Annotated in this window: 14 protein-coding genes; 11 read left to right on the top strand and 3 right to left on the bottom strand. The window is 43.6% G+C overall.

What is annotated here, in order from left to right:
* Window positions 1–12: 12 nt before the first annotated feature.
* A complete protein-coding gene (locus AC58UW_RS28215) occupies window positions 13–2,163 on the bottom strand; it encodes a helix-turn-helix domain-containing protein (RefSeq protein ID WP_497423886.1) in 2,151 nt (716 codons plus the stop codon).
* Window positions 2,164–2,471: 308 nt separating this feature from the next.
* Between AC58UW_RS28215 and AC58UW_RS28210 the strand changes: the two genes are divergently transcribed.
* Together AC58UW_RS28210 and AC58UW_RS28205 are read left to right on the top strand one after the other, a co-directional pair.
* Window positions 2,472–3,656: a HupE/UreJ family protein gene (locus AC58UW_RS28210; protein WP_497423885.1), complete on the top strand. Its 1,185-nt coding sequence runs from the start codon at window positions 2,472–2,474 to the stop codon at window positions 3,654–3,656.
* Window positions 3,657–3,686: 30 nt separating this feature from the next.
* Window positions 3,687–9,104, top strand: a complete 5,418-nt coding sequence (locus tag AC58UW_RS28205; protein ID WP_497423884.1) for an S-layer homology domain-containing protein — start codon at window positions 3,687–3,689, stop codon at window positions 9,102–9,104.
* Between the two features lie 267 nt (window positions 9,105–9,371).
* On the opposite strand, the gene AC58UW_RS28200 is transcribed toward AC58UW_RS28205, so the two are convergent.
* Entirely contained in the window at window positions 9,372–10,091 is a 720-nt protein-coding gene (locus AC58UW_RS28200) for an aminotransferase (protein WP_497423883.1), read from the bottom strand.
* A gap of 236 nt (window positions 10,092–10,327) precedes the next feature.
* On the opposite strand from AC58UW_RS28200, the gene AC58UW_RS28195 reads away from it, so the two are divergent.
* The 4 genes from AC58UW_RS28195 (at window position 10,328) to rlmD (ending at window position 14,181) form a co-directional block, all read left to right on the top strand.
* The gene (locus tag AC58UW_RS28195) at window positions 10,328–10,618 is read left to right on the top strand and encodes a YerC/YecD family TrpR-related protein (protein ID WP_079414635.1); all 291 of its coding nucleotides are present in this window, start codon (window positions 10,328–10,330) and stop codon (window positions 10,616–10,618) included.
* Between the two features lie 147 nt (window positions 10,619–10,765).
* On the top strand, window positions 10,766–11,533 hold the full coding sequence (locus tag AC58UW_RS28190) for a sirohydrochlorin chelatase (RefSeq protein ID WP_497423882.1): 768 nt from the start codon (window positions 10,766–10,768) through the stop codon (window positions 11,531–11,533).
* A gap of 17 nt (window positions 11,534–11,550) precedes the next feature.
* Window positions 11,551–12,549, top strand: a complete 999-nt coding sequence (locus AC58UW_RS28185; RefSeq protein ID WP_497423881.1) for a diacylglycerol kinase — start codon at window positions 11,551–11,553, stop codon at window positions 12,547–12,549.
* 219 nt (window positions 12,550–12,768) lie between these two features.
* On the top strand, window positions 12,769–14,181 hold the full coding sequence (gene rlmD, locus AC58UW_RS28180) for a 23S rRNA (uracil(1939)-C(5))-methyltransferase RlmD (protein ID WP_497423880.1): 1,413 nt from the start codon (window positions 12,769–12,771) through the stop codon (window positions 14,179–14,181).
* A 101-nt stretch (window positions 14,182–14,282) separates the two neighbouring features.
* Here rlmD and AC58UW_RS28175 read toward each other — a convergent pair whose 3' ends face one another.
* Window positions 14,283–15,095: a hypothetical protein gene (locus tag AC58UW_RS28175; RefSeq protein WP_497423879.1), complete on the bottom strand. Its 813-nt coding sequence runs from the start codon at window positions 15,093–15,095 to the stop codon at window positions 14,283–14,285.
* Between the two features lie 713 nt (window positions 15,096–15,808).
* Here AC58UW_RS28175 and AC58UW_RS28170 point away from each other — a divergent pair.
* Genes AC58UW_RS28170 through AC58UW_RS28150 form a run of 5 tightly spaced genes read left to right on the top strand, consistent with a single transcriptional unit; the run spans window position 15,809 to window position 23,259 of the window.
* Entirely contained in the window at window positions 15,809–18,703 is a 2,895-nt protein-coding gene (locus tag AC58UW_RS28170) for a Z1 domain-containing protein (protein ID WP_497423878.1), read from the top strand.
* Window positions 18,703–20,709: a hypothetical protein gene (locus AC58UW_RS28165; RefSeq protein ID WP_497423877.1), complete on the top strand. Its 2,007-nt coding sequence runs from the start codon at window positions 18,703–18,705 to the stop codon at window positions 20,707–20,709. Before AC58UW_RS28170 ends, AC58UW_RS28165 begins: the two co-directional genes overlap by 1 nt.
* Entirely contained in the window at window positions 20,702–21,646 is a 945-nt protein-coding gene (locus AC58UW_RS28160; protein ID WP_497423876.1) for a hypothetical protein, read from the top strand. Before AC58UW_RS28165 ends, AC58UW_RS28160 begins: the two co-directional genes overlap by 8 nt.
* A complete protein-coding gene (locus AC58UW_RS28155) occupies window positions 21,646–22,329 on the top strand; it encodes a DUF6339 family protein (protein WP_497423875.1) in 684 nt (227 codons plus the stop codon). Before AC58UW_RS28160 ends, AC58UW_RS28155 begins: the two co-directional genes overlap by 1 nt.
* 24 nt (window positions 22,330–22,353) lie before the next feature.
* Window positions 22,354–23,259, top strand: coding sequence for a PD-(D/E)XK motif protein (locus AC58UW_RS28150; protein WP_497423874.1), 906 nt, complete (start codon window positions 22,354–22,356; stop codon window positions 23,257–23,259).
* Window positions 23,260–23,352 lie beyond the last annotated feature (93 nt).

The raw sequence follows: 23,352 nt of genomic DNA, 5'->3' as shown, positions 1-23,352 counted from the left end.
GGTGCTTTTTTCTTATAGCTTTGTTTTTCGGTATTCGCCCGGGGATGAGCCTGTCCGGTTTTTGAACATCCGGTTAAACGAAGAGATGTTGCGATAACCCACTTGAATACTGATTTCTTGAATGTTCAAATCGGTTGAATGCAGCAATTCCTTCGCATTACTCACTCTTCGGTCATGCAAATGTTCCATGAAGTTAGCACCCGTCTTCTCTTTAATATACGTCGAGAGGTAGGAAGTGCTTAAATTCAGCTGGGCGGCCAGCACATCAAGGGAGAGATCCTCAGCAAACTGCTCATGAATCACACGCAGAACACGGTCAACAATGGGATCGTTGGCTTCTTTTTTCTCGCGGATAATCTGAGTAACGGCGCGGAAATAAGCCTGAAAGGTTATTTTATATTCATCGAGTGTACAGCATTCTTCTAATTGAAGCAGGAGGGGCTTAAGCTGCCAGAAGACTTCTGTTTGGACTTTGTAATGCTCCAGCACCATCTTGGCCTTGTCAGTCACAGCAAGAGTCATGTTCCTAAACACATCTACAGACGCTTCATTGTGGTCAAGCTCCTCTAACCAAGGAAGGAAGAGATTCAGCGTATCCTGTTCCTTGCCTGCCTTCAGAACTGCGGTCAGATCCTGCTCCTGCGTAAGAGTCAAGACATAAGCAGAGCGTTCCGAGCGAAACTCGGTTATCGTTTGCGTTTCATTCAGCAGTCTGGCTTGCAGAGCCATTTCATTGACTTGGCGGTAGGCATACCCGAACTGGATCGAATGTTCGAATGCAGAGCTAACGGCCGCTGTTACTAAACAGTAGCGTCTATCCTGGTCCAGAACCTGCTTCAACTGTTCAAGCATAGCTATAATGCGATCCCTTTCATTGCCGGGAAAAACAGATAGAAACTGATGATGCTCAATCTGAAAGGTACGGGACCCAGGAATGGTTTCTTCCGCAAACTGTTTGAGATGCGCACCAACCGACTGTGAGATTTGCTCCTTGCTCAGCGGGACTTCTACAAAAGCGGCTGCTCGAAAGCGAAGCTCGTAAAGGACGATGGTATAGGTTTCCTCGGTACCCTGGATGTGCGGCCATTCACCCGATTCAAGATTGATATTCTTCAACTTATTGATGAAGTGATAGTTGGTGAGCTCGGACTGTTGTTCCTTCAGTTCCTTCTGAATTTGGCCTTTTTCCTTCAGCAGCTGGCGTACAGGATGATTAATCCGTTTGCTGAAAAAGATCGAGACAACGAATGCGATGAAGATAGAAATGCCAAGCAGGATGATCATGATATTATCCAAACGAAGGATTTTGGCAGCGAAATCAGGATTGGTAACCCTCATGATGAAATGCATGTTGTCTTCATTATAATAATCGACATAATAAATCTTGTTTTCTAGCACATACTCACGCTCAGCTGGCGGAGGTGACAATAACGATTCTGGCAGCATATTACCACTACGGTTGGTCTGATAAATGAGGTCTTGCCCCGGCCCCACAATGGTTAAATCCAGGGTAGGATTTTCCTTGAGAATCGCGTCCCGCAAACGGTCTGCGTCGATCATGGCGATCAACATATTATCAGCCAGTGATGGCTTGATGGAATAAGGAATCAATGTTTTGGACGTTGGATCAGCTTGTGTAGCCCCAAAGTCTGCGGCCGGATGAAGCACGAAATTCTCTGTACGTTGAAACTGCGACTGCCAATAAGAAAGCGGGTATGGCTTACTGGCATACAGATTTGCAAATAATTCTTCATTCATTCCCGGACCAAATTTATTAACGGCCAGATTTGAAGAACGAAACAAAAGGATCATATTATCCAAATAAAGTTCAGAATCACCTACGATACTTTGGATGTCCAAAACAATGGGACGAGTGGTCAGCGCCTCGGCATCTTTCTTAAGAATCACCTGATTGTTAAGGGTAATGACATCTTTATCAGTGAATTGTTTGAAAAGGGCCTCTCTGATTTTATCCAACTGAAACTGATAACGTTCCGCCACTTTCTGCAAAGTGAGGTGATTCTGTTCGATCATCTCGCTGCGAAGGTGGCTTTTTAGCATCCAAAAGATGAGTAGGCTAAAAGAGGAGAAGATCAAAATCAGAACGATGAAGCTTGTCAATACATGTCGAAAAAGTGATTTATTTATCGAAAAAATAGTCATAAGTCGCAGGCCCCTTTAATTATTACGCTGTTGACTTCCGGCGAGTTATATACCTTTAATTGTAGACCATTATCCCTGGTAAGGGTATGGGCTTTTTTTTGGAAGCTTTGCATTTTTACTGATTAGGGGGTTCATAAAAGCTTAAAAATACAATCGAAACAATGGGAAAGTATCGAAAATCATGTGTATAGGCAAGGTGATGCGCCCCGGATATGATGGGCAGGTAGCAAACGAGGCTCATGGGAAGGAGAGGCAAGTTAAGGTTCGAATGAACAAGATCAGCTGATGAATGAGGGGATAGGAACGAAATGAAATACATGCGTGATAGAACCGTGACCAACATCTATAAGAGCTTTTTTGCTTTCGCTTTAGCGGTAGTCGTATGCATGACCTTAGCCGGCTCGGCGGGAGCTCATGCGTCTTCGGCAGGGTATTCCGATATCAAGGTTGGTGCGGATACGATACAATACCACCTGTCGATTCTGGAGAGCGACTTTGTTCATATTTTCCCGGATAAACCGGATGGGGGCGACAAGATCAGCGATAAACAATTGTCGAGTTCCATTGAGGCTCTAACGAAGGTTGTTGATGACGGGCTTATCGTAACGGGAGACGGGAAAGTTGGATCAGGGGTTATTACCGCAGTAAAGCATGAGAAACGAGCTACGATGGAAATGATCGGCATGGATATCCGATATAAATTCTCTGCTCCTGTGAAGCAATATCTGATGCAGTACAATTTCTTCTGGTACAGCGGGATCGATGTAAACCATAGCAACTATGCCACGATTCAGGTCGGTGGACAAACCATCCAGCAGGTACTTGGCAGTCAAAATTATATTGTGCAGATTCAAGGTCCGGGCGCAGCTGCGGGGAATCCTTCAGCAGTGGCAGCACCTGCAGCCCTTGATGCGAAGCCAGCCGTGAATATGGTGGCGACTTCTTGGGTGAGTACGCTCAAGACTTACGTCCTCATGGGGATGGAGCACATCTGGTCGGGGCTTGATCACATGCTGTTCGTACTTGGCCTGCTGCTAGCTGCTGAGCAAAGAGTATGGAAAATTGTGCGATTGATTACAGCCTTTACAATAGGTCACTGCATTACGCTAGTCCTATCTTCTCTGGAGGTCGCTTATCTTTCTCCGAAAATTGTCGAACCCTTAATTGCGCTTAGCATTCTGTATATTGCTGTAGAGAATATATGGAAGAGAAAAGAGAGTGCGCGCGTGATTGTCACGTTGTTGTTTGGACTTGTGCACGGTTTCGGATTCGCCGAGGTGCTGCGAGGAACGTTGTCCGGACATATGGCTCTTCCTTTATTTTCATTCAACCTGGGGGTAGAAATTGGACAGCTTGTCGTCGTAGCGATTGTGATTCCAGTGCTCCTGTGGATTAAACGTTTGCCTTGGCAAATTAAATGGAATCAATACGCTTCGGGGATCATTGGCGTGTTCGGGCTTTACTGGTTGATTGAACGCATTATTAGCCAATAAAATTTTTTATGATGAGGGGACGTTGTCAAGTTGGTTAAAAAGAGTTTCAAACGATGGATATCCGGCGTTACTGTAGCCGGTATGATGTTCAGCATGCTCGCACCGATGGCTTCCGCAGAAGATAGCGCGGTACAAGTAAGCGCAGTGGATTATGCCAAAGTGCCAAAGCTGCTTATTACGGAACTTGTTCCGGATACAGCAAATTTTGACGGTGCCGATGCTTATGAGTTCATTGAAGTATACAACAATACGAATCAAACGCTTGATTTTAACCAGTACAATCTGGTCTACCGAGTCTCCGGTGCGGATACGGTCTGGGCGCCGTATCAGAATGGGAATCCTGGCGGCATCATGCCGATTCCCGCCCAATCGTCCATCGTTCTGTGGGTGATGAATGCGAAGAACAAAGGGCTAAATGCAAATGATTTTAATTCAAACTTCCAAACAAACCTGCAAATGGATGTCAACCTGTACCGTGTGGAAGGCGGAGGAGGGATGCATAATACCTCTCCAAGGGATTTGGTTATTCAGGAAAAAACGGGCAGCGATATCTCTATTGCGAGCTATAAGGACGGTAGCCAAACGGCTCAGGACAAAGGAATTTTCTATCGCTATCCGACCAACGGTTCGAAAAGTATGGTCATGTATAGCTCGGCTGTAGTGAACGCGACCCCGGGGACTATAGACCCTACGCAAGTCCCGTCCGTTCCGCGGATGTTCTCACAAGCTCCGGTTATCAACCATACACCGGTTACACAAGCGGATCAGAAGAAAGATTTGGTGCTGCAAACGCAAATCACAAATGCTGAGCAGAGCGAAACTGTAGCCACTGCGGTTTATTATAAAATGGCTTCACAAACAAACTATGACTCGGTTCCGATGACCGTTACGGGAAGCAACCAGTATCAAGCTGTCATTCCAAAAGCGAATCTGACTGAAAGCCAGATGAAATACTATATCCAAGCTGATGACGGTTTCAGCACCGTGAGGTCTAGCGTATATAGTGTTGCGGTCGCGATGGAACAGACCGACTATTCGAAAGTTCCACCGCTTATGGTGACCGAAGTTGTGGCAGATTCCACGAATGTGGGTTCGGCGGACGGTTACGAGTTTATTGAAGTGTACAACAACACGGATAAAACGATTAATTTCAAAGACTATAAAGTAGTCTACCGTTACACAGACTCGGGTCCAGATGCGGATGTTCCTTGGCCTGCCGATAAAGAGGACATGCTCATTCCTTCGAAGGGCACGCTCGTCTTCTGGGTCATCAACAACCAGAACGAGAACTCGAAGGTAGCCGACTTCAATGCCAACTATGGCACGAACCTAGTTGAAGGCACCAACATCGTACGCGTCCACAGCGACGGGATGGCGAACGGTGCTAATCGTGGACTTGTCATCGCTACGAATACAGGTATCGAGCTTTCAGCTTCCTACTATGTTAACGGTGATGCCAAGGCCGATAAAGGGATTGTCTATAAGTTCCCAACGAGCGGCAACACGATGGTCAAAACCAGCGCAGGCACGGCTGCAGCTACGCCGGGAGCCATCACGCCGGGTCAGGTTCCGCCTCAAACTGTCAAAGTGACTCCGGATACCTTGAAGCCTACGCTCAAAGATTTGACCAAAGAGAGTACGATTGATCAAGCTTTAGATCTCGAAATCATCGGGGAGGCCAAGGACGAAACGACGCTTAAAACAGTGGCCCTCTACTATAAAACAGACAAGCAGTCCCAATACAACAAGAGGTACTTGAAAGAAAGCTTCGCGGATACGTTGTACCATTATATGATTTATTCGCCTGAGCTTATCGGAAACTCTTACCTGGACTATTATTTCACAGCTTCCGACGGCACGAATGAGACCGTCACTCAGACGAAGCGTGTTCAGATTCAAGGTGGCTCGGACCATTCAAGCCTGCGCTTGAATGTGAAAGACGGTGACGTCGTTTCGCGTACGAAAGTGTTGAAAGGGACAGGCGAGGGCGTTAATCCAGACAGTCTGAAACTGGCCATCGACGGCAGCGAGATAACACAATCGACTTATCATGCCGTGGAGCATGATGCCTTCTTCGCTTTTGAAGTGATGGGCGTGAACTACTATTTCAAAAATGGGATTACCCAAGGGCAGGAAATTCTCTCGATTTTCCAAGACCCGATTAATAGCTACAAAACACTATCCATTCCACTAAAGGCCGAGCGGCTCAAACAAGGCAGCAACGCGTTCCAGATTCGTGCTGGTTCCAAGGCTTCACCGTTCGATGACCGGCCCGCAGAGAATAAAGACAATTTCGAAGTGAAGAACGTACGCCTCGTTTTTGCTGACGGTACGGTGGTATATGACACGAAATATAAGGATCCTAACAAGGTGATCAAAATCGGGGATTCCTCCGGTCTGTCACCGGTGATCGATTTCAACTTCGTCGTTCCGGCGACTCAGCTGGCTTCCAAAGCGCATGATTGGAACACGACTTTAATGAGTGATGGTAAACATCAGGTTACGGTCAGTAGTACCACGTACGGTACGGTTACTTCCAACGTGCAGGTGGATAATACAGCTCCTGTTGTGCTGCCTTCCATTGAGGAAGGGAAAATGTATCGTGGCAGCTTCACGATCGATGCGAACGTAACGGATGCATTAGCTGGTGTAGACAAGGTTGAGGCCACACTAGACGAGCAGCCGATCACGCTGCCGATGGCTACTTCATCCGCACAACTGCCGGGAGGAGCGCATGTTTTCAATGTAAAGGCTACGGATAAAGTTGGTAATGTGAAGGAAGTAACCATTCATTTCGAAGTGCCTAACGAGGCACCAGATATGCCTGTACTGATCGCTCCGAGTCAAGGCGCATTTGGCTTGAAGGACTCAGCTTCACTTAGCGTAAAAGTAAGCGATCCGATGAACGACGACTTGAAAGTTACGTTCAATCAAGGCTTCAAATACGATGCAAGCACACAGGAAACGTTCAGCGGCTATCGCGGCGCTGCGGATACAGAGCCTCCGAAGCAGGAGAAACCTGCAACTGAAGCGGCTATGACACCTGAAGATTATGGCAAAATCAGCAGCGTTGATGGCAACTATCTGACCGATGATGCTGTCGAGCAGTTCCCTTACCAACGTTTTGAGATTGCGTTAGACCCTGCCGTTCAAAGCACAGACGAAGTCGTCATTGACTGGAAAGGGAAGTCCCTGGAAGGCCGCAAAGTCTCTCTGTACGCATGGAGTCCAAGCAAGCTGGAGTGGAGTGCTCTGAAGACCGTTATCGCGGGCAAAGAGGACTTCGAACTGAAAGCGAATGTTCTAGCCGGTGATTATGCCAATAAAGGGAAAATTCAAGTGATGGTGCAGGACGAAATTGCCATCACACAGGATCAAGCCCCTAGTAACGACTATGATTTCTCTTTCGTGTGGATGTCCGATACGCAGTACTATTCCAAGAGCTTTCCTTATGTCTATCAAGAAATGGTAAAATGGATCGCCGATCACAAAGAAGATAATAAAATCAAATACGTCATTCATACCGGCGACATCGTCGATAATGCCGACCAAGAGTACCAATGGATTGAGGCCGATAAAGATATGAAAGTTTTGGAAACGGCAGGAATTCCTTACGGGGTGCTTGCAGGTAACCATGACGTAGGCCACCAAGACAATGATTATAGTTATTACGACAAGTGGTTTGGCGAGGATCGTTTCAAAAACCAACCAACCTACGGCGAATCTTATGATAACAACCGCGGTCACTATGATTTAGTTTCCTCGAATGGTAACGATTTTATCGTCGTTTACATGGGCTGGGGTTACGGAGACAAAGAGATTGATTGGATCAACGAAGTGTTGAAAAAGTATCCGAACCGCAAAGCGATTCTGAACTTCCATGAATTCATGCTCGTTTCTAATAACCGCGCACCGATGGCGGAAAAAGTGTTCGAACGTGTTATTAAGCCGAATAAGAACGTAATTGCCGCTCTATCCGGTCACTATCACGACGCTGAGCTGAAAGTCGATCCAATCGACGATAACAATGACGGCGTTCCAGACCGCAATGTGTATCAAATGTTGGCGGACTACCAGGGCGCGCCTGAAGGCGGACTTGGGTATATGCGATTGATGCAATTTGATTTGGCACATGGCAAAATCAACATGAAGACTTATTCGCCTCATTTAGACGATTACAACTTCTATGAACCGGACGAACATCCTGGTAAAGACGAGTTCAGCCTGGATCTGAATTTGGATGCGGTGACCAAACGCGTTGCTACAGATTATATCGGTGTGAATGTGTATACGAACAAAACGATTGGAAGCGTAGAAAACGTGAAGAGTGGAGAGACGGCATCTGTCATTTGGCCAAATCTTTATAAAAATAGGAACTATCAATGGTACGCTCTCGCAGAAGACAAATATGGCGGTTCGAGACAATCAGATATTTGGAAATTCACCTCTAGAGATGCAGCGGATGAAGAGCCAAGTGGTGGTGGAGGTGCGCCAGCGATTCCTTCGGAAGTAACGATCCCTGTGGACGGTGGTACAGTAATTTTGGAAGGCGCTAAGGTTGTCATTCCAAAAGGTGCGATACCAAGCGACATTAAGGTTACAGTGGCTAAAATATCCGATGTAGCTTCGCTGCCGGTAGATCCATCATCTAAACTGATTAGTGATGTGTATGAAATTAAGAAAGATAAAGAAGGTACATTTAGTAAAGCTATCGAAATTACATTGCCTTTCAATAAAAGCAAAGTGGATCTAGAACAATCAGGCGTAAGTTTATATTGGTTTAATGAATCAACGAAAGCTTGGGTCCAATTAGATAACATTGTAGTTGATAAAGCGAACGGTACCGTAACCGGTTCTGTCACTCACTTTACGAAATTTGCTGTTATCTCTAGCCCGAAACAAGAAACAAAACCTGATTCTGGTACCATTACCTTGACTGACATTAAAGGACACTGGGCAGAAAATAACATTCTTGAATTAGTGAAAGCGGGATCCATTAACGGTTACGAAGATGGCACATTTAAACCGGAAAACCGCATCACACGTGCTGAATTCGTTTCTATCGTAGTGAAATTCCTGAAATTGAACGAGCAAGGCAGCAGCAATAAGTTCGCTGATACAGCGAACCACTGGGCGAAGAACGCGATCGCCACAGCTGCAGCGCAAGGTATTGTTACAGGACTCACGGATACAACCTTTGCTCCGGATGATTTCATTACCCGTGAGCAAATGGCAGTAATTATGGTTCGTGCCGCTCATTTGAACACAGTGGCAGGGAATACAAGCTTCTCCGATAACGCTGCAATTTCTGATTGGGCACAAGCGGCAGTAGCTACGTTAACCTCCAAAGGGTTCATGAACGGATATGAGGATGGCACACTGAAGCCGCAAGGATTAACAACGCGCGCGGAAGCATCTGCCCTCATTCTAAGAGCATTGAAAAAGTAGAAATGAAAAAGGCTCCTTCGTCTGAAAAGACGGGGAGCCTTTTTTTTGTTCACAGTGTCTCGTAGGCAGGTGGGTGAAAGGGAACTACAGGGCGCTATTTTGCCCAAAACAGCACTTTTAGCGGGAGAGCGGAACTGTGGTCCGCTATTTAGCCGTTCTGGGCAGGTTTTTGGACGAAGGAGGTGAAATAAGAGCCTGTAGTTCTCTTCGCCATATGAAACTTCGAAATTCCCCTAAATAAGGGAATGGAGTTCCCTTACAATAAGCCTATTTGCGTTTACGCTTAGCTGTTCCGGATTTGGATCCGCCTTTGCGTCTGCGGGCAGACCCGGATTTCTTACGGCGTTTGCGCTTCGGTTTGAACACTTCAACAGAGTCTCCCGAGGCTACTTTCCCTTTGCCCATAGCGCCAAAAATCGTTTTCACCATGGGGGCCATTTGCTGAAAGCTGGACATGAATTTCTGAACCTTGCCCATCGTGCCGAGGATGCCGTCGATGCCGCCCATCCGCTCAACGAAGCCGGAGATTTGCTTCATGTTGAGGCCGCTAAGCGGGTTGGAACTGCCCCCGGCTGCGGCACCACCACCGCCTCCTCCGAGAAGGTTGCTGAGGAAGTTACCGCCACCGCCACCTCCCGTGGCACCGGCATTGCCTCCTCCGCCTCCGAAGAAGCCGCCACCACCACCGGCGTTGCCACCGCCGCCGCCAAACAGTCCACCATTACCACCATTACCACCATTGCCGCCACCGCCGCCAAAAAATCCGCCGCCACCGCCGGTATTACCGCCGAAGAAATCACCGCCTCCTTGGAAAGGAGTAGGGAGCCCTCCGCCTTGAGCGAAATCCGAGAACGGATTACCGCCTAAGCCTGGATACTGGCCGAATGCGCGATCATCACCAATTTGCGGGGGTAAGTTTGTGATGCTTCTTGTATGCACATTAGGACGATTACCGCCATTACCAATGATTTGTCTAGGGTTATTCACTGGGATTCACGATCCTTTTTTATCAGATTTGTCTCCTACAGGATATGTCACTTGCCTATCGTTGGTATGGACGAATGTCACGGGTCCTAGATATTTGTCACAATTCAGCTCATTAACGCATAGAAATTTTAACGTTTCGCAATCCTAAAGGGAGGATTTAAAGCGGGCGTGTCGAATGTTACTCTGGAGCTTACTATAATAAGCTAACATGCTTTTCTACCAGGAGTTGATAACGTATGCAATTAAAAAAATTAAATGATAAAGCAATAGACCAACTTTTTGAGGCCATACTGACCCTTAAGGATATAGAGGAGTGCTACGTCTTTTTTGATGACCTATGCACCGTGAACGAGATTCAATCGCTTTCCCAGCGTTTAGAGGTTGCCCGTATGCTGCGTAAAGGCTGCACATACAATCAGATCGAAGCGGAAACTGGCGCATCTACAGCTACGATTTCCAGAGTTAAGCGCTGCTTGAACTACGGCAATGACGGCTATGTACTGACATTAGATCGTTTAGGACGTTAATCATTCGTACTATAAAAGAATTCAAGATCCTGCATTACCAAGTGTAATGCGGGATTTTTGCTGTTTATTGAAGGCTCAATTGACATGTGGGAACACATTCGTTAGCATAGGATTGTAGCCATGGATAGAACGGGTGGGGAGAACATAATGAGTAAGGTTGGTGTCCTGGTTATAAGCCATGGATCTAGGGATAAAGGCTGGGTTGACCTCGTTGACGAAGCTGTAACTGCGGTTCATTTGCCGGCAGACGTTCCTATTTATGCCTCATATCTGGAGCTGGTGGAAGGTCGGTTGATTCAAGACGGTATTACCAGCTTAGAGGCGCAAGGTGTGACGGATATCATCGTCGTTCCCCTGTTTGTGTCTTCTGGAAGTACGCATATTGATGAAATCAGCTACGCCTTAGGTGTCATCGAACAGCCGCTGCTGGAGACGGACATGGAGCCTTTTGATATCAAGGCACGGATTCATTTTACATCGCCAATTGATGACGATCCTGTTATTGCAGAAATTATTGATGCGAAAATCAAAGAACTGTCCGAATCGCCAACGCAGGAAATCCTTCTGTTGATTGGGCATGGAAGTCAAGAAGAGGGCTTTCATCAGAAGTGGCTTCAAGGCTTAGAGCAGCTCGCAGAGCGTTTGAAGGCTCTAGGCGGCTATGACGAGGCGGATGTTGCCATGCTGTTGCCGGATCAAGTGCATGCCAAGATGGCAGAGTGGGCGCTTAAGAAGCCTGAACATGCTGTTATTGTGGCGCCGCTTTTTCTGAGCGAGGGCTATTTCACGAATCAAGTAATCCCTTCCCGTTTGAAGGGATTTGCATATAAATATAATGGACGGGCGCTGCTGCCAAGTCCGCTAATTTCCAAATGGATGGAGAAGCAGATCGCTTCCGCAAATTCGAGACGGTGAACAGGTGATGAGATATAATGGTCAAAAGAGCAAGACTGATCTATAACCCGACTTCCGGCCGGGAAGAAATGAAGAAACGCCTGCCAGAAATCCTTCAGCGCCTAGAGCGAGGCGGCTTCGAAACATCCGCTCACGCGACAATCGGTGAAGGGGACGCTACACTTGCCGCGGCTGAGGCCGTGAACCGTGGCTTCGATCTCATTATCGCTGCAGGCGGAGACGGCACGCTGTGCGAAGTCGTGAACGGTATGGCCGAGAAAGATAGACGGCCGCCGCTGGGTATTTTGCCGCTGGGGACGACCAATGATTTTGCCCGCGCGCTTGGCATTCCTAAGAATCTGGAGCAGGCCTGCGACCTGATCATTCAGCAGTACACGACCGACATTGATGTAGGCAAAATTAACAACCGCTACTTCATTAATATTGCCGGCGGAGGCTCGATGACCGAGCTAACGTATGAAGTCCCTAGCAAACTCAAAACCATGATCGGTCAGTTGGCCTATTATATGAAGGGACTCGAAAAACTGCCTAGGCTCAAGCCTATCGAGCTGTACGTCAAAGCAGGCGATCTCGAGTTTCACGATGAAGTCATGATGTTCCTTGTCGGCAACACAAACTCCGTCGGCGGCTTCGAGAAGCTCGTTCCGGAAGCCAGAATGAATGACGGATTGTTTGACGTTTTGATCCTACGCAAATGCAATCTTGCTGAGTTTATTAGAGTGGTCACACTCGCGCTGCGCGGGGAGCACTTAAGTGACCCGAATCTGATTTATTTTCAGACGAATCATATCGAAATTAATTCCCCGGACTACGTCCAGTTGAACTTAGATGGCGAATTCGGCGGCACGCTGCCGTGTGTCATGACGAATTTGAAAAGTCACCTCCAGATCATCGTCGATGAGTCGGGTCAGTCGATTTATAAGAAGACGCTGATTGAGACGTTGACGACGCCGTTTCATTTGAAGGAGCGTCATGGTGATGAGGAGCAAGAGGGGGCAACCTTTTCCACCTCATAGGGAATAACGGCGGCACGAAATAATGGTAGAAACAAGAGTGAGGGAATTATGAGCGTAAAAGATAAAAGGACTGCGAAGTCCAACCGTGCAGGGAAAATTGCGGACAGAAGAGCAGGGAATTCTACGGATCAAAGAGCAAGGAATTCAACGGATCGAAGAGCAGGGAATTCTACGGATCAAAGAGCAAGGAATTCTGCGCCTAAAGCGGCGCCGGCCTGGATGGCGGATCTGCCGGTGCAGATCGGGCAGCAATACGAGGCTGAGATCATTGGGATCAGCCATGATGGGGAAGGGGTAGGCCGTGTGAATGGCTTTACCCTTTTTGTCGCTGGTGCGCTGCCTGGTGAGCGTGCTCTGGTGCGGGTGGAGCATGTGAAGAAGCAGTATGGGCATGCACGGCTCCTTCAATTGGTGGAAGAGAGTGCGGAGCGGGTTATGCCGGTTTGTGGCATTTATGAAGAATGCGGCGGCTGTCAGCTGCAGCACCTTAGTTATGAGGCGCAGCTTCGCGTGAAGCGGCAGCAGGTTGTGGATAATTTGCAGCGGATTGGGAAGCTGGATGTGGCGGGGGAAACCTCTGAGGGCATAATTGTCCATCCCACGCTTGGGATGTCCGAACCATGGCGGTACCGGAATAAGGCGCAGGTTCCTTTTGGGGAAGAGCGTGGCGGCCTCATTGGCGGATTTTATGCGCAGGGTAGCCATCGCATCATTGATATGGAGGAGTGCCTGATCCAACATGAGGCGAACGACGAGGTCGTTGCTCGGGTGAAGGAGATCGGTGCGCGTCTTGGTATCCGTGCTTATAGGGAAGAGACGAATGCCGGACTGCTGCGCCATGTCGTCGTCAAAGTCGGCTTCCGCACGGGCGAGATCATGGTCGTCTTGGTGACCAACGGCAGCACGATTCCGCGTGTGGACGAGTGGGTGGCAGGCATTCGCGAGGCTCTGCCTGCGGTGAAGAGCATTTGCCATAACATTAATGTGAAGCAGACGAATGTTATTTTTGGGGATGAGACTCGCGTCCTGTGGGGCAGCGAGGTTATCTATGACTATATCGGCGATGTGAAATTTGCCATTTCCGCGCGATCCTTCTTTCAAGTGAACCCCGTCCAGACGGAAGTCTTGTACGGGAAGGCACTCGAGTACGCCGGGTTGACCGGCGATGAAGTGGTTGTCGATGCCTATTGCGGCATCGGTACGATCTCCCTGTTCCTGGCGCAGCGCGCGGGACAGGTCTATGGCGTTGAGATCGTCGAAGAGGCGATCGCGGATGCACGGAAGAATGCCGAGCTCAACGGCATGACGAACGTGCATTTCGAAGCGGGCCCAGCGGAAGTGGTCCTCCCCGAGTGGACACGTCAGGGCATTCGCCCGGACGTGATCGTGGTGGACCCGCCCCGCAAGGGCTGCGACGCCGCCCTGCTCGCGACGATCTTGGAGCTGCAGCCGCGTCGCGTCGTCTATGTGTCGTGCAGCGCATCGACACTGGCTCGCGACTTGCGCGTGCTGGTTGATAGGGGCTACGGCGTCGCGGAGGTGACGCCGGTGGATATGTTTCCGCATACGGTGCATGTGGAGTCCGTTGCGCTGCTTGTACGGAATGAAACAGTTGCCGAAAAGCCTTATTAATACAGGTTTTTTCTGATGAACAGCAGGTATACAACAGTAATTTTTTTCATCAAGATATAAAAAAGCCCAACCCATAATTTATATGGAGTTGGGCTTTTTAATTATCGTAGTAAGGTATCTTTCTCAACAAATCGTGAGACTCGTTGCTTGCATGAACTACATTTGCCTCTCAAAAGAAGACCATCTGGTTCTTTGTGTATTGTGCAATCAACGATTGTAACTACTTCTGAACAGTTTTGACAAAAATAGTTGTTTATGAGATTCTCTCGTTTTTTCTCGGGAATAGAGTTCCACATCGACAAACCATCTATTTCACAAGTTAAATCGTCATCAATGACTGATAGTAATTTACTTTTTTTTAGGTGAAACTGTGGTTGCAACATGTATTGAACTGGATATTTATCATCTTTAGCTGAGAGTAAAGCTTTGATTAATGCAATTGGCGGGTTTTGAGTACTGTGATAGTATTGGATCCCTAAATTTTCCGGGTTCTCGAGCTTAACGATAACGAAAGCATCCTCTTTGTCCGATAATTTGTAGATGACATTTTCTGGATCGAACACTACTTCCAGATGATCAAAAGTTATCAAATGGAAATTTTCGTTTCTCCACTCAGTTCGGATAACTTTAAAAGCTTCTTTTTGAATAAGCTCAAGAAACCTTTCTTTCGGAAGCCCCAATTCAATGCCTGTGATATAACCTTCCTTATCAAAGTCGTTTCCATATTCAGTTTCGTACTTTATTTCATAATCAGATCTAAACGTTTGCTGAGGAATTGTCATTTGATCGAGAAAGAAGGGGATTGAAGCATCTTCTGTAATATAGGGAATCTTGATTTCTTCTGGACTCAGATATTCTCCAATTTCATTTTTATTAGATATATAAGCATCATATTCTTCTTTATGTTGTCTCAAGTAAATATATCCCATATCGAAATAATCATCATAAAAACATGTGATTCTCATAATGATGAAACCCCCTTACCTTAATCTGGATATCTTATAGACGCAAAGTTACTTCAAAAGTTTCAGCACTAAGTTTATTCCCCTAGAAAGCTCAGTGAGGTATTGGACATAATCAGTCCAATGGTTAGGAAATGTTTGCAAAAGCACATAATTTCAATGCCATTTTACGTTAGACATTGAATATGTCAAACTAATTGCAATAATCAAGGAGTAATAGATTTTTGGTGAACATCTAAAATATCAAAATCATTATGCTAAGCGTTTATTTGGGAGTGACCCTCTTTGGACATACGGATTTATGATTAAATAAGAGCCACTAATTTAATAAGGACTATTCGGGTGCCTCAAATCTTAAAATTACGACTTTAATGTTAATATTTATGGCTAATCTTATACTTGTAACTGTAACTGTTATGTTTAAAACGCAAGATACTAGCCCTTATTTGTTGAAGAAATTGTATACATAAATAGACTACTAGACTTGAAACTGCTGGTGCCAAAAGTCCTACTTTGTTGTAAAATATAGGAGGGTATTTTTTAGGTTGGAATAAATCAAGAGGTTTACTCCGAGTTGGTGACGAAATTAATTCGGCCTTATACTCTTAATTATTAATAAACTATAAAGAGTAATTTTTGGAAGAATGAAAGAGAGGTAGATTATAATGCTGATACACACAATTAACGACTTATCTTCCCCAAAATACGATGAACATCGAATTGCAATAGAAAAGTTGCGTAATAAAGGACGCGACTGGGATTTTATTAAATATTACGGCAAACAGGATGAAGTAGGACTACAAAATAAGCTCGAACTATTACAAGAAGATGGCATGATTCCTGAAGATTTAAATGCACCAATCTGGTTAGCAATTGTAAAGTTTTTGCGTGAAGCAGCAGAGCGTGAGCAAATGATTGACGAGAAAATTGCCAATAATCGCATTTTAAGTCGTCGCGAAGATAATGATTTAACGATTCCAGGTAGCGCGTCGAGTAGCTGGCAATTATATAAGAACAAGCTAATCCGACAAGGTTGGACTGATGAATCGGTAAAAGATATTGAAAATACAACAATCAGCATTTTAAGAAAGCTCCGATTAGAAACTGATAGCCCAATTAAAGGTTTAACTATTGGTCATGTGCAGTCCGGTAAAACAGCAAGTATGGCAGCATTGATGGCAATGGCTGCTGATTGGGATTTTAATTTATTCATTGTTTTATCCGGTACAATAGAAAATTTGCGTAAACAAACTGAAGATCGTCTAATGAGTGATTTAAAAACATCAGGCAATCTTTCTTGGGAACGTTTAAGTCAGCTTTCATTAAAATCAGGTTCTTCGCATAAAGTAAGTAGTCTTTTATTGAATAAAGGATCACGTGAACGTTACTTAAATGTATGCCTGAAACATAAAACCCGTTTAAATGATTTAATCCTTTGGTTAAAAGAAGATGGCAAAAAGCTTTCGCAAATGCGTATTTTAATCATAGATGATGAATCGGATCAAGGTGGAATCAATACGAATGATATAACTGATCCATTGGCAGACCGTACAGCATTAAATAAAGCAATTGTTGAGCTAGTGGGAGTTCAAGCAAATGATGGTTCGAAACCGTTAAGTATGAATTACATCAGTTACACAGCTACACCCTATGCTAACTTTTTAAATGAAGCCTCAGAAGAGTCGCTATATCCACGCGATTTTGTCGCGGTATTAAACCCAGCAAAAGAATATTTTGGTGCAAAACAAATTTTTGGATTAAACAATAATGAATATTATCGCGGGCTACCAATGTTGCGTGAAATTACAGAAAGCGACCGTGATTTAGTCAATAGTATACACAAAGAAGAGGAATCAAACTTACCACAAACGTTTATAGAGGCACTCCAGTGGTTTTTATTAGCGACTTCAATTATGCGTTATCGCAAGTATAAGAAGCCGATTAGTATGCTTGTACATACGAGTCAAAAGCAAATACATCATCAAATTTTTGCTGATTTAATCAACAATTATTTCCGTAGTACATCAAAAGTGCAAATTATCGAGGCGTGTCGAGTGCTATATGAACAAGAGCAGAAAAAGTTTACAAAAGAAGACTTTGAAATGGAATTTGAGGTATACCCAAATAAAGATGATGTGAAAGATTACCCTCCATTTGAAAAGATTGAAGAGGAGCTTAAACGCTTAATCCGAAGCAATCCTTCTCATATCAATGTGTTAGAAGATACAAAACGGTTGGAATATCATGACGGTCTTCATTTATGTATCGATAACTGTGCAAACAATGGGATCACAGATTTAGAGCATGTCCGTTTAGCTTATCCAGATCCTAAATCACCGAGTTACCCAGCCCCTGCCCCAGCATTTATTGTTATTGGTGGCAGTACGTTATCGCGTGGTTTAACAATTGAAGGGTTAGTGAGCACATATTTTCTTCGTACTACTTCTCAGGCAGATACATTGCTCCAAATGGGACGTTTCTTTGGTTACCGCAAAAATTATGAAATGTTACCGCGTATATGGATAACAACGGATACAGAGGAAAAGTTTAGATTTATGGCGACCCTTGAGGAAGAATTACGCGATGATATTAAAACATATATTTATGAAGGAATGGATGCCAACGAATATGGACCTAAAATTAAAAATTCACCAAAACTAACATGGCTACGTATTACAGCGAAAAATCGTATGCAAAGTGCAGAGGAGATCGATTTAGACTTTTCTGGGGCATCCAGTCAAACGATTTTATTTGATGATGATTCAGCCATTCTAAAGCAAAATATCGAAATAACGGAGCACTTTTTGAATAGTTTAGGCACACCAAACGAAACACGTAATAGTCGTGGTCTTTATTGGGAAGATGTGTCGTTCCAACAAATTAGAGATGACTTTTTCCGTAAATTCACGTTTAGTAAACAGCGCGAATTCTCAAATATGGAAGCCTTCTTTGAATGGTATCAAAAGAATGAGGCGGAAGCCAACTTTACGAATTGGAATGTGGTGTTATCTGGTAGCGGTAAGTTAGATGATGACGCTAATAAACATAAACAATGGATAGTTGGTGATCGTGGGGTAGGACTGGTTTCACGTAGTCGTCGCGGTTCGGCAACTGGCGAAAGAATTAATATTGGTGTGTTACGCACACCATCAGATTTATATGCAGATATGACGAAAGAGATGTATGACTCCGTTCCAGTGGAATTTAAGTTAACGCAAGCTGGGAAAGCAGAGCGTGAGCGTATCGAGGATCAATTAGAAGAAATTGATCAAAAAAAGCTAAATAAAAGTGTTGTTAATGAGTTACGTAAAGCTGCAGGTCTTGGTTTAACACCGCAGCTACTTTTATATCGCATTTATCAAAAATCGGAATTAGAAAATGAACAAAGTCCGAATACAAAAGAAGCTAATAGACGTTATGACTTAAATGCTTCAGAGGATCTAATTGGTGTTAGTTTATTTGTGCCGGGGTATCGTTCGGGCAAAAATTTAGCGACAAAATTGTCGATCCGTATTGAAAATCCAATGGGTGAGTCTGAAACGGAAGAAGGAAAAGAGTAATGCAAATCGAGATTGCAGAGTTCGGGAAAATGTCCCAATCCGGCAATTCATTATTAAAACTTATTCAAAATAATGATTTACCAATTCTAGATTTACTTGTACGTGAAGCAGTTCAAAATAGTTTAGATGCGGGTATTCGTGTAGAAGGGCACGATTCTGTGTATGTGGACATTGGCATTAAGGATGTCAATGTCCCAAACTTTGCTATGCATTTAGATGGAATTACAGATCGATTAAACGAAAAGTTTGGCGCATCGCCTCAAAAGGCGATTTATATTGAAGATGGCAATACAACTGGACTAACGGGTTCATTAGATTTTAAACATTCGCCAAACGGAAATATTTTCAAACTAATCTATGGGATTAGTATGGCACAAGAAACACCAGGTGCTGGCGGGTCTTGGGGTTTAGGGAAGACTGTCTATTTCCGTGTAGGTATTGGTTTGGTTGTTTATTATTCACATATTTTAAATGATGATGGTCAGTACGAGCATCGTTTAGCTGTGACCTTAGTAGAAAACGAGAAGTTACAAGATACAGTTGTTCCAAAAACTTCTGGAAAAGTCCCAAGCGGGATTGCTTGGTGGGGCCAAAATGTAACACCAGATAGTTATGATACAATTCCAATTACAGATGGAGCAATGATACGTGATATTTTACAATCTTTATCTATCGAGCCGTTTGAGGGAAAGCGTCTAGGGACAAAAATCATTATTCCATTTATTGATGAACAGAAATTACTCATAAAGCACGAAGTCAATCCAGATGAAAACAAACCGTGGGAGTCGAATGCAGCAGATTATATTCGTGTGGCAATGCAACGTTGGTATGCCCCGCGCTTAGCTAATAGAAGATATGCATATGGAAAATATTTAGACGGACATGTCAATGGAGAGAGACTGGAAAAGGATGATTTTCTACCATTATTCCATGAACTACAAATGATGTACAACGCAGCTGTACTTGGTGGTAAATCTAATCGTTATTTTGTTAATGATATTCAAATTCGTAATTATTTTGAACATGATAAAGTAAACAACGCAGGACGAGTAGCATATAAAAAGTTCACGAAAAAGGAGCTAGATATGCTAGCACCACTGAATGGTCCTAGTCCGTTTACATGTGTGAATGAAAAAAATCCGTTAGGTGAGCAAAATGCACCGTTGATGGCTTATGCGAGAAGACCAGGAATGATCGTAAATTATGAAACAGATGGTGAATGGTGTAAAGGACTTGGTGCAACAGAAGAGCACGAATATTTAGTAGCTATTTTTGTGCCAAATTCTGATACGAAACTAGTGAATCCAGATAATGATGTCGTCGATTTAGAGGCTTATTTACGAAAAAGTGAGATGGCCGATCATACCTCTTGGACAGACTTTATTATAAAAAGCAAGCCACTTGACATTGTTGAGAAAATTCGCACACAAGTTCGTCGGAAAATTAAAGGGTCTTATGAAAATAAAGAAGAAGTGAATGAAAAGCAAGGTATGAACAAACTAGCACGTAATGTCGGAAAGATGCTATTACCACCGACTGGATTTGGTCGTCGCGCTTCTAGTCGCAATAGGGCAGGAGGTACGAAGCTTCCTACTAGTATAGGTAGTCGTGGTAATAGTTTTACTATTTTATCACAAAAATATTTAGATACTGGTGAATTAGAAGTTCATTTTCAGCTGAAACTAGCGAAAAATGTCGCTGTTTTTACAATAGAGTTATTTATTGCTTCTGAGGGTGGAAAAATCTCAGCAACAGATTGGGAATCAGCTGATAGTGTAGGGACACCATTCCCAGCGAAAATTACGGGCATTTTTTTTCCAAATACAGTTGGTCTATTTGGTAGATCCGCGGCTCAAAAAAGTGACAAAAAAGTGTTGCATGCTGTACGTATTGAGAAAAATGATATGCTTGTTGAATGTTCAGGCACTTTAATATTTACTTGTACGGATCCTCATGTGCAAGTCGAAATGTCAATGCTGCCAGAAGGAAGTGTGGACAATGACTAATAGGGTTAGTATGAATCGACTTTATGATGAGGTTATGGAAGAATTGTTAATTGTCACATTAGATTTGCAGTTCTTTTATAGAGATGAGAGTGGTTCAAAGCAAGTCCTTAATCAAACCGAGGACTATGAGTATAAAACAATATTGACTAATGACGATGATAGCTGGGACTATGTCGAAAAAGGTTTTGGGCTTTCAGGCAATGTAATTTTAGGTAGTCCTTCTAGTTTGTTTGGTCCTACTCAATTGGTCAATGCTGATGCAGAGTTAGGGTTTGCATTGCAATGGTTGTCAAAGCAGTCTTCTCAACGAGGTGTAATCCCTTTTGCAACCATTACAAGTACAACGCCAAATGACGTGATTATCCCGATTGATTATTATTTCCTAAATAATAATTTGTTTGGTGAAGTTCATATTTCGCTTGTTGTTTATTTGAAAAAGGCGAGCCGTAATAGTATGCGGGGACAGGCACAGCTACCAGGTACAATTTTAGGTAAGTTAGAAGAATGGGTTGTCATTCTAGATGGTTCTGGCTCGACGTTCCCGATTGTGATTGTAAATGAACCGGATAAACCTTTATGGTTTGTAGATTTCAATTATTCGGAGCCATTGGTCGAACCGTTTGATAAAGAATATATCGCGATTTATTTAAATAAAGCACATGATGCCTTCCGATCGATTCAAAAACCGAAAACGAAGCTTGATCAAGCATTGTATGTAGAGTTTTTAGCAAGCGCCCTGCAGCTTATTTTGCAAAACTTAATGGAATGTCCGGACTGGCAAGATATTCAGGACGGGAGAAACTGCGAAGAAGGTTCAATCGGGCAAGTAATGCATTATTTTAAAACAACACTAAATTGGGATTTCGATACGTCAGAAAAACTAGCGATGTCTCTACGCAAGGATTTAGAAACACGAATAAAGACGGGTGAATTGTAATGTGGGAAAATGTAGTTTATACAAAAGCCCAAGCGAAATTTAAGTTTCAACAAATTGAGACAGAACCAGAAAACTGTGCACCACGACAAGTTAAATCACCTTTCAATCAACTTCGTGAAATCATGATTAATGAAAAGAAAATATTTTTAACGGATGAAATGAAGAAAATTAATTCTTATGCATTTGATTTGCTTATGGGATTGATATTGTATCGTGTGCTAAAAGAAGACTATGTCTTTAACGAGAGACTAGCAGCTCAAGATGAGATTTGGCGTTATTTATCGTTGGAAGTATTTCCTGACTTAGTATACGAACGTTTTGGGTTGAATGATCAACGTTTTTATAAAGGAACACGCCGTATTTGGTTGAAAAGTATTTGGTGGTATATCCATCTTTCATGGCAAGGAACAGAGGAAGAAACCTTCGATACATTGAAAAGTAATTCGGCAGATGAAATGCTTCAGCTGTTGGACCGTTCAGGTAGTGGCGGTTATCGTGTGGAATTAACACGCGAAATGATGCGCCAGCTAAAAGAACATGCTAGTAGCAAAGTGCCCCAATTATTTCGTCGTGTGTTGAAATTAAACACAGCACGGTTAAATATGATTGAACCTATTTTAGTAGAAGGTGGCATAGAAACATACGTAACAGGCTTGTATAAGTATTTTCTAGATGACCTATAGCAAAATTGGAGAAGAATAAAGTACATGGAAATAATACAAAAAATTAGAGAAGGCTTTGCTTATTTTCGAACATCTGCAACACGACGTTCCATTACATTGAAAGAGCATTATTATTGGATTGTAAAAGTTAATGGTATGCAAGGTGTCGCTATTGAAATCCCAGCAGATAAGCATGTAAATGAGCAGTTAGCCGGTATATCATATTTTACGAAAGAATATGTACTTGGTGGTGAAGAACGCCATTTATTAATGCTCTTGTCTGATCATCCGAAGTTATACGATGATTTTGCGATTATTTGTGCGGGATTTTTAGAAAAGGTACTTGATGCAGAATCGTATCAAGAAATCCAACAGAGTCCGATTTCTTGGTGGCATGCGATGAAAGAACTGATGGGGAATGCCAATATTGAAAAATTAGCCTATAGCGTACTAGCAGAAATGTTAAGTTATTATTATTTGTTGAAACAACAAAAAGAGGTTTCTTGGGTAGGGCCATTTAATGGTTCTGTTGATTTTAATTGTAATGGTGAAATCTATGAAGTGAAATCGACTTTAGCACGCTATGGCTCAGAAATTACAATTAATAGTCAATATCAGTTAAAAGCTAACTATTTGCTATTTTATCGTTTCGAGCCTGCTGTATATGGTTTTTCGATACAAGGTATGGTTGCAAAATTAGTGGAATTGGGTGTAGCAGAATCGGAAATCGAACGTGCACTTGAAAAACTAAAATACCCAATTGGTGGTGAAGTCCGTACAAAATCATATCGTCTGCTCCAAGTAATGAAATATGAAATAGATGAAAGCTTTCCAAAAATCGTACCAGAAAGTTTTATGGATGGGAAGTTGCCTAAGCATATTAGTGGACTCATTTATAAATTAGATTTAGATGGTTTGAATGGGGAAGTTATTAATTTAAAGGAATTCTAAAAAAGGTTAATGTTTTTTATGATGAACTTCTAACAAGCCTTTAATAACTATTTAAATTAATTAGTTTGAAATGTAGAAAAGTTTATAGTTAAA

It is taken from the genome of Paenibacillus sp. J22R160, from assembly GCF_059692135.1.
Note: the sequence above shows the minus strand (reverse complement) of the source record. Positions and strands in the feature narration are given on the sequence as shown.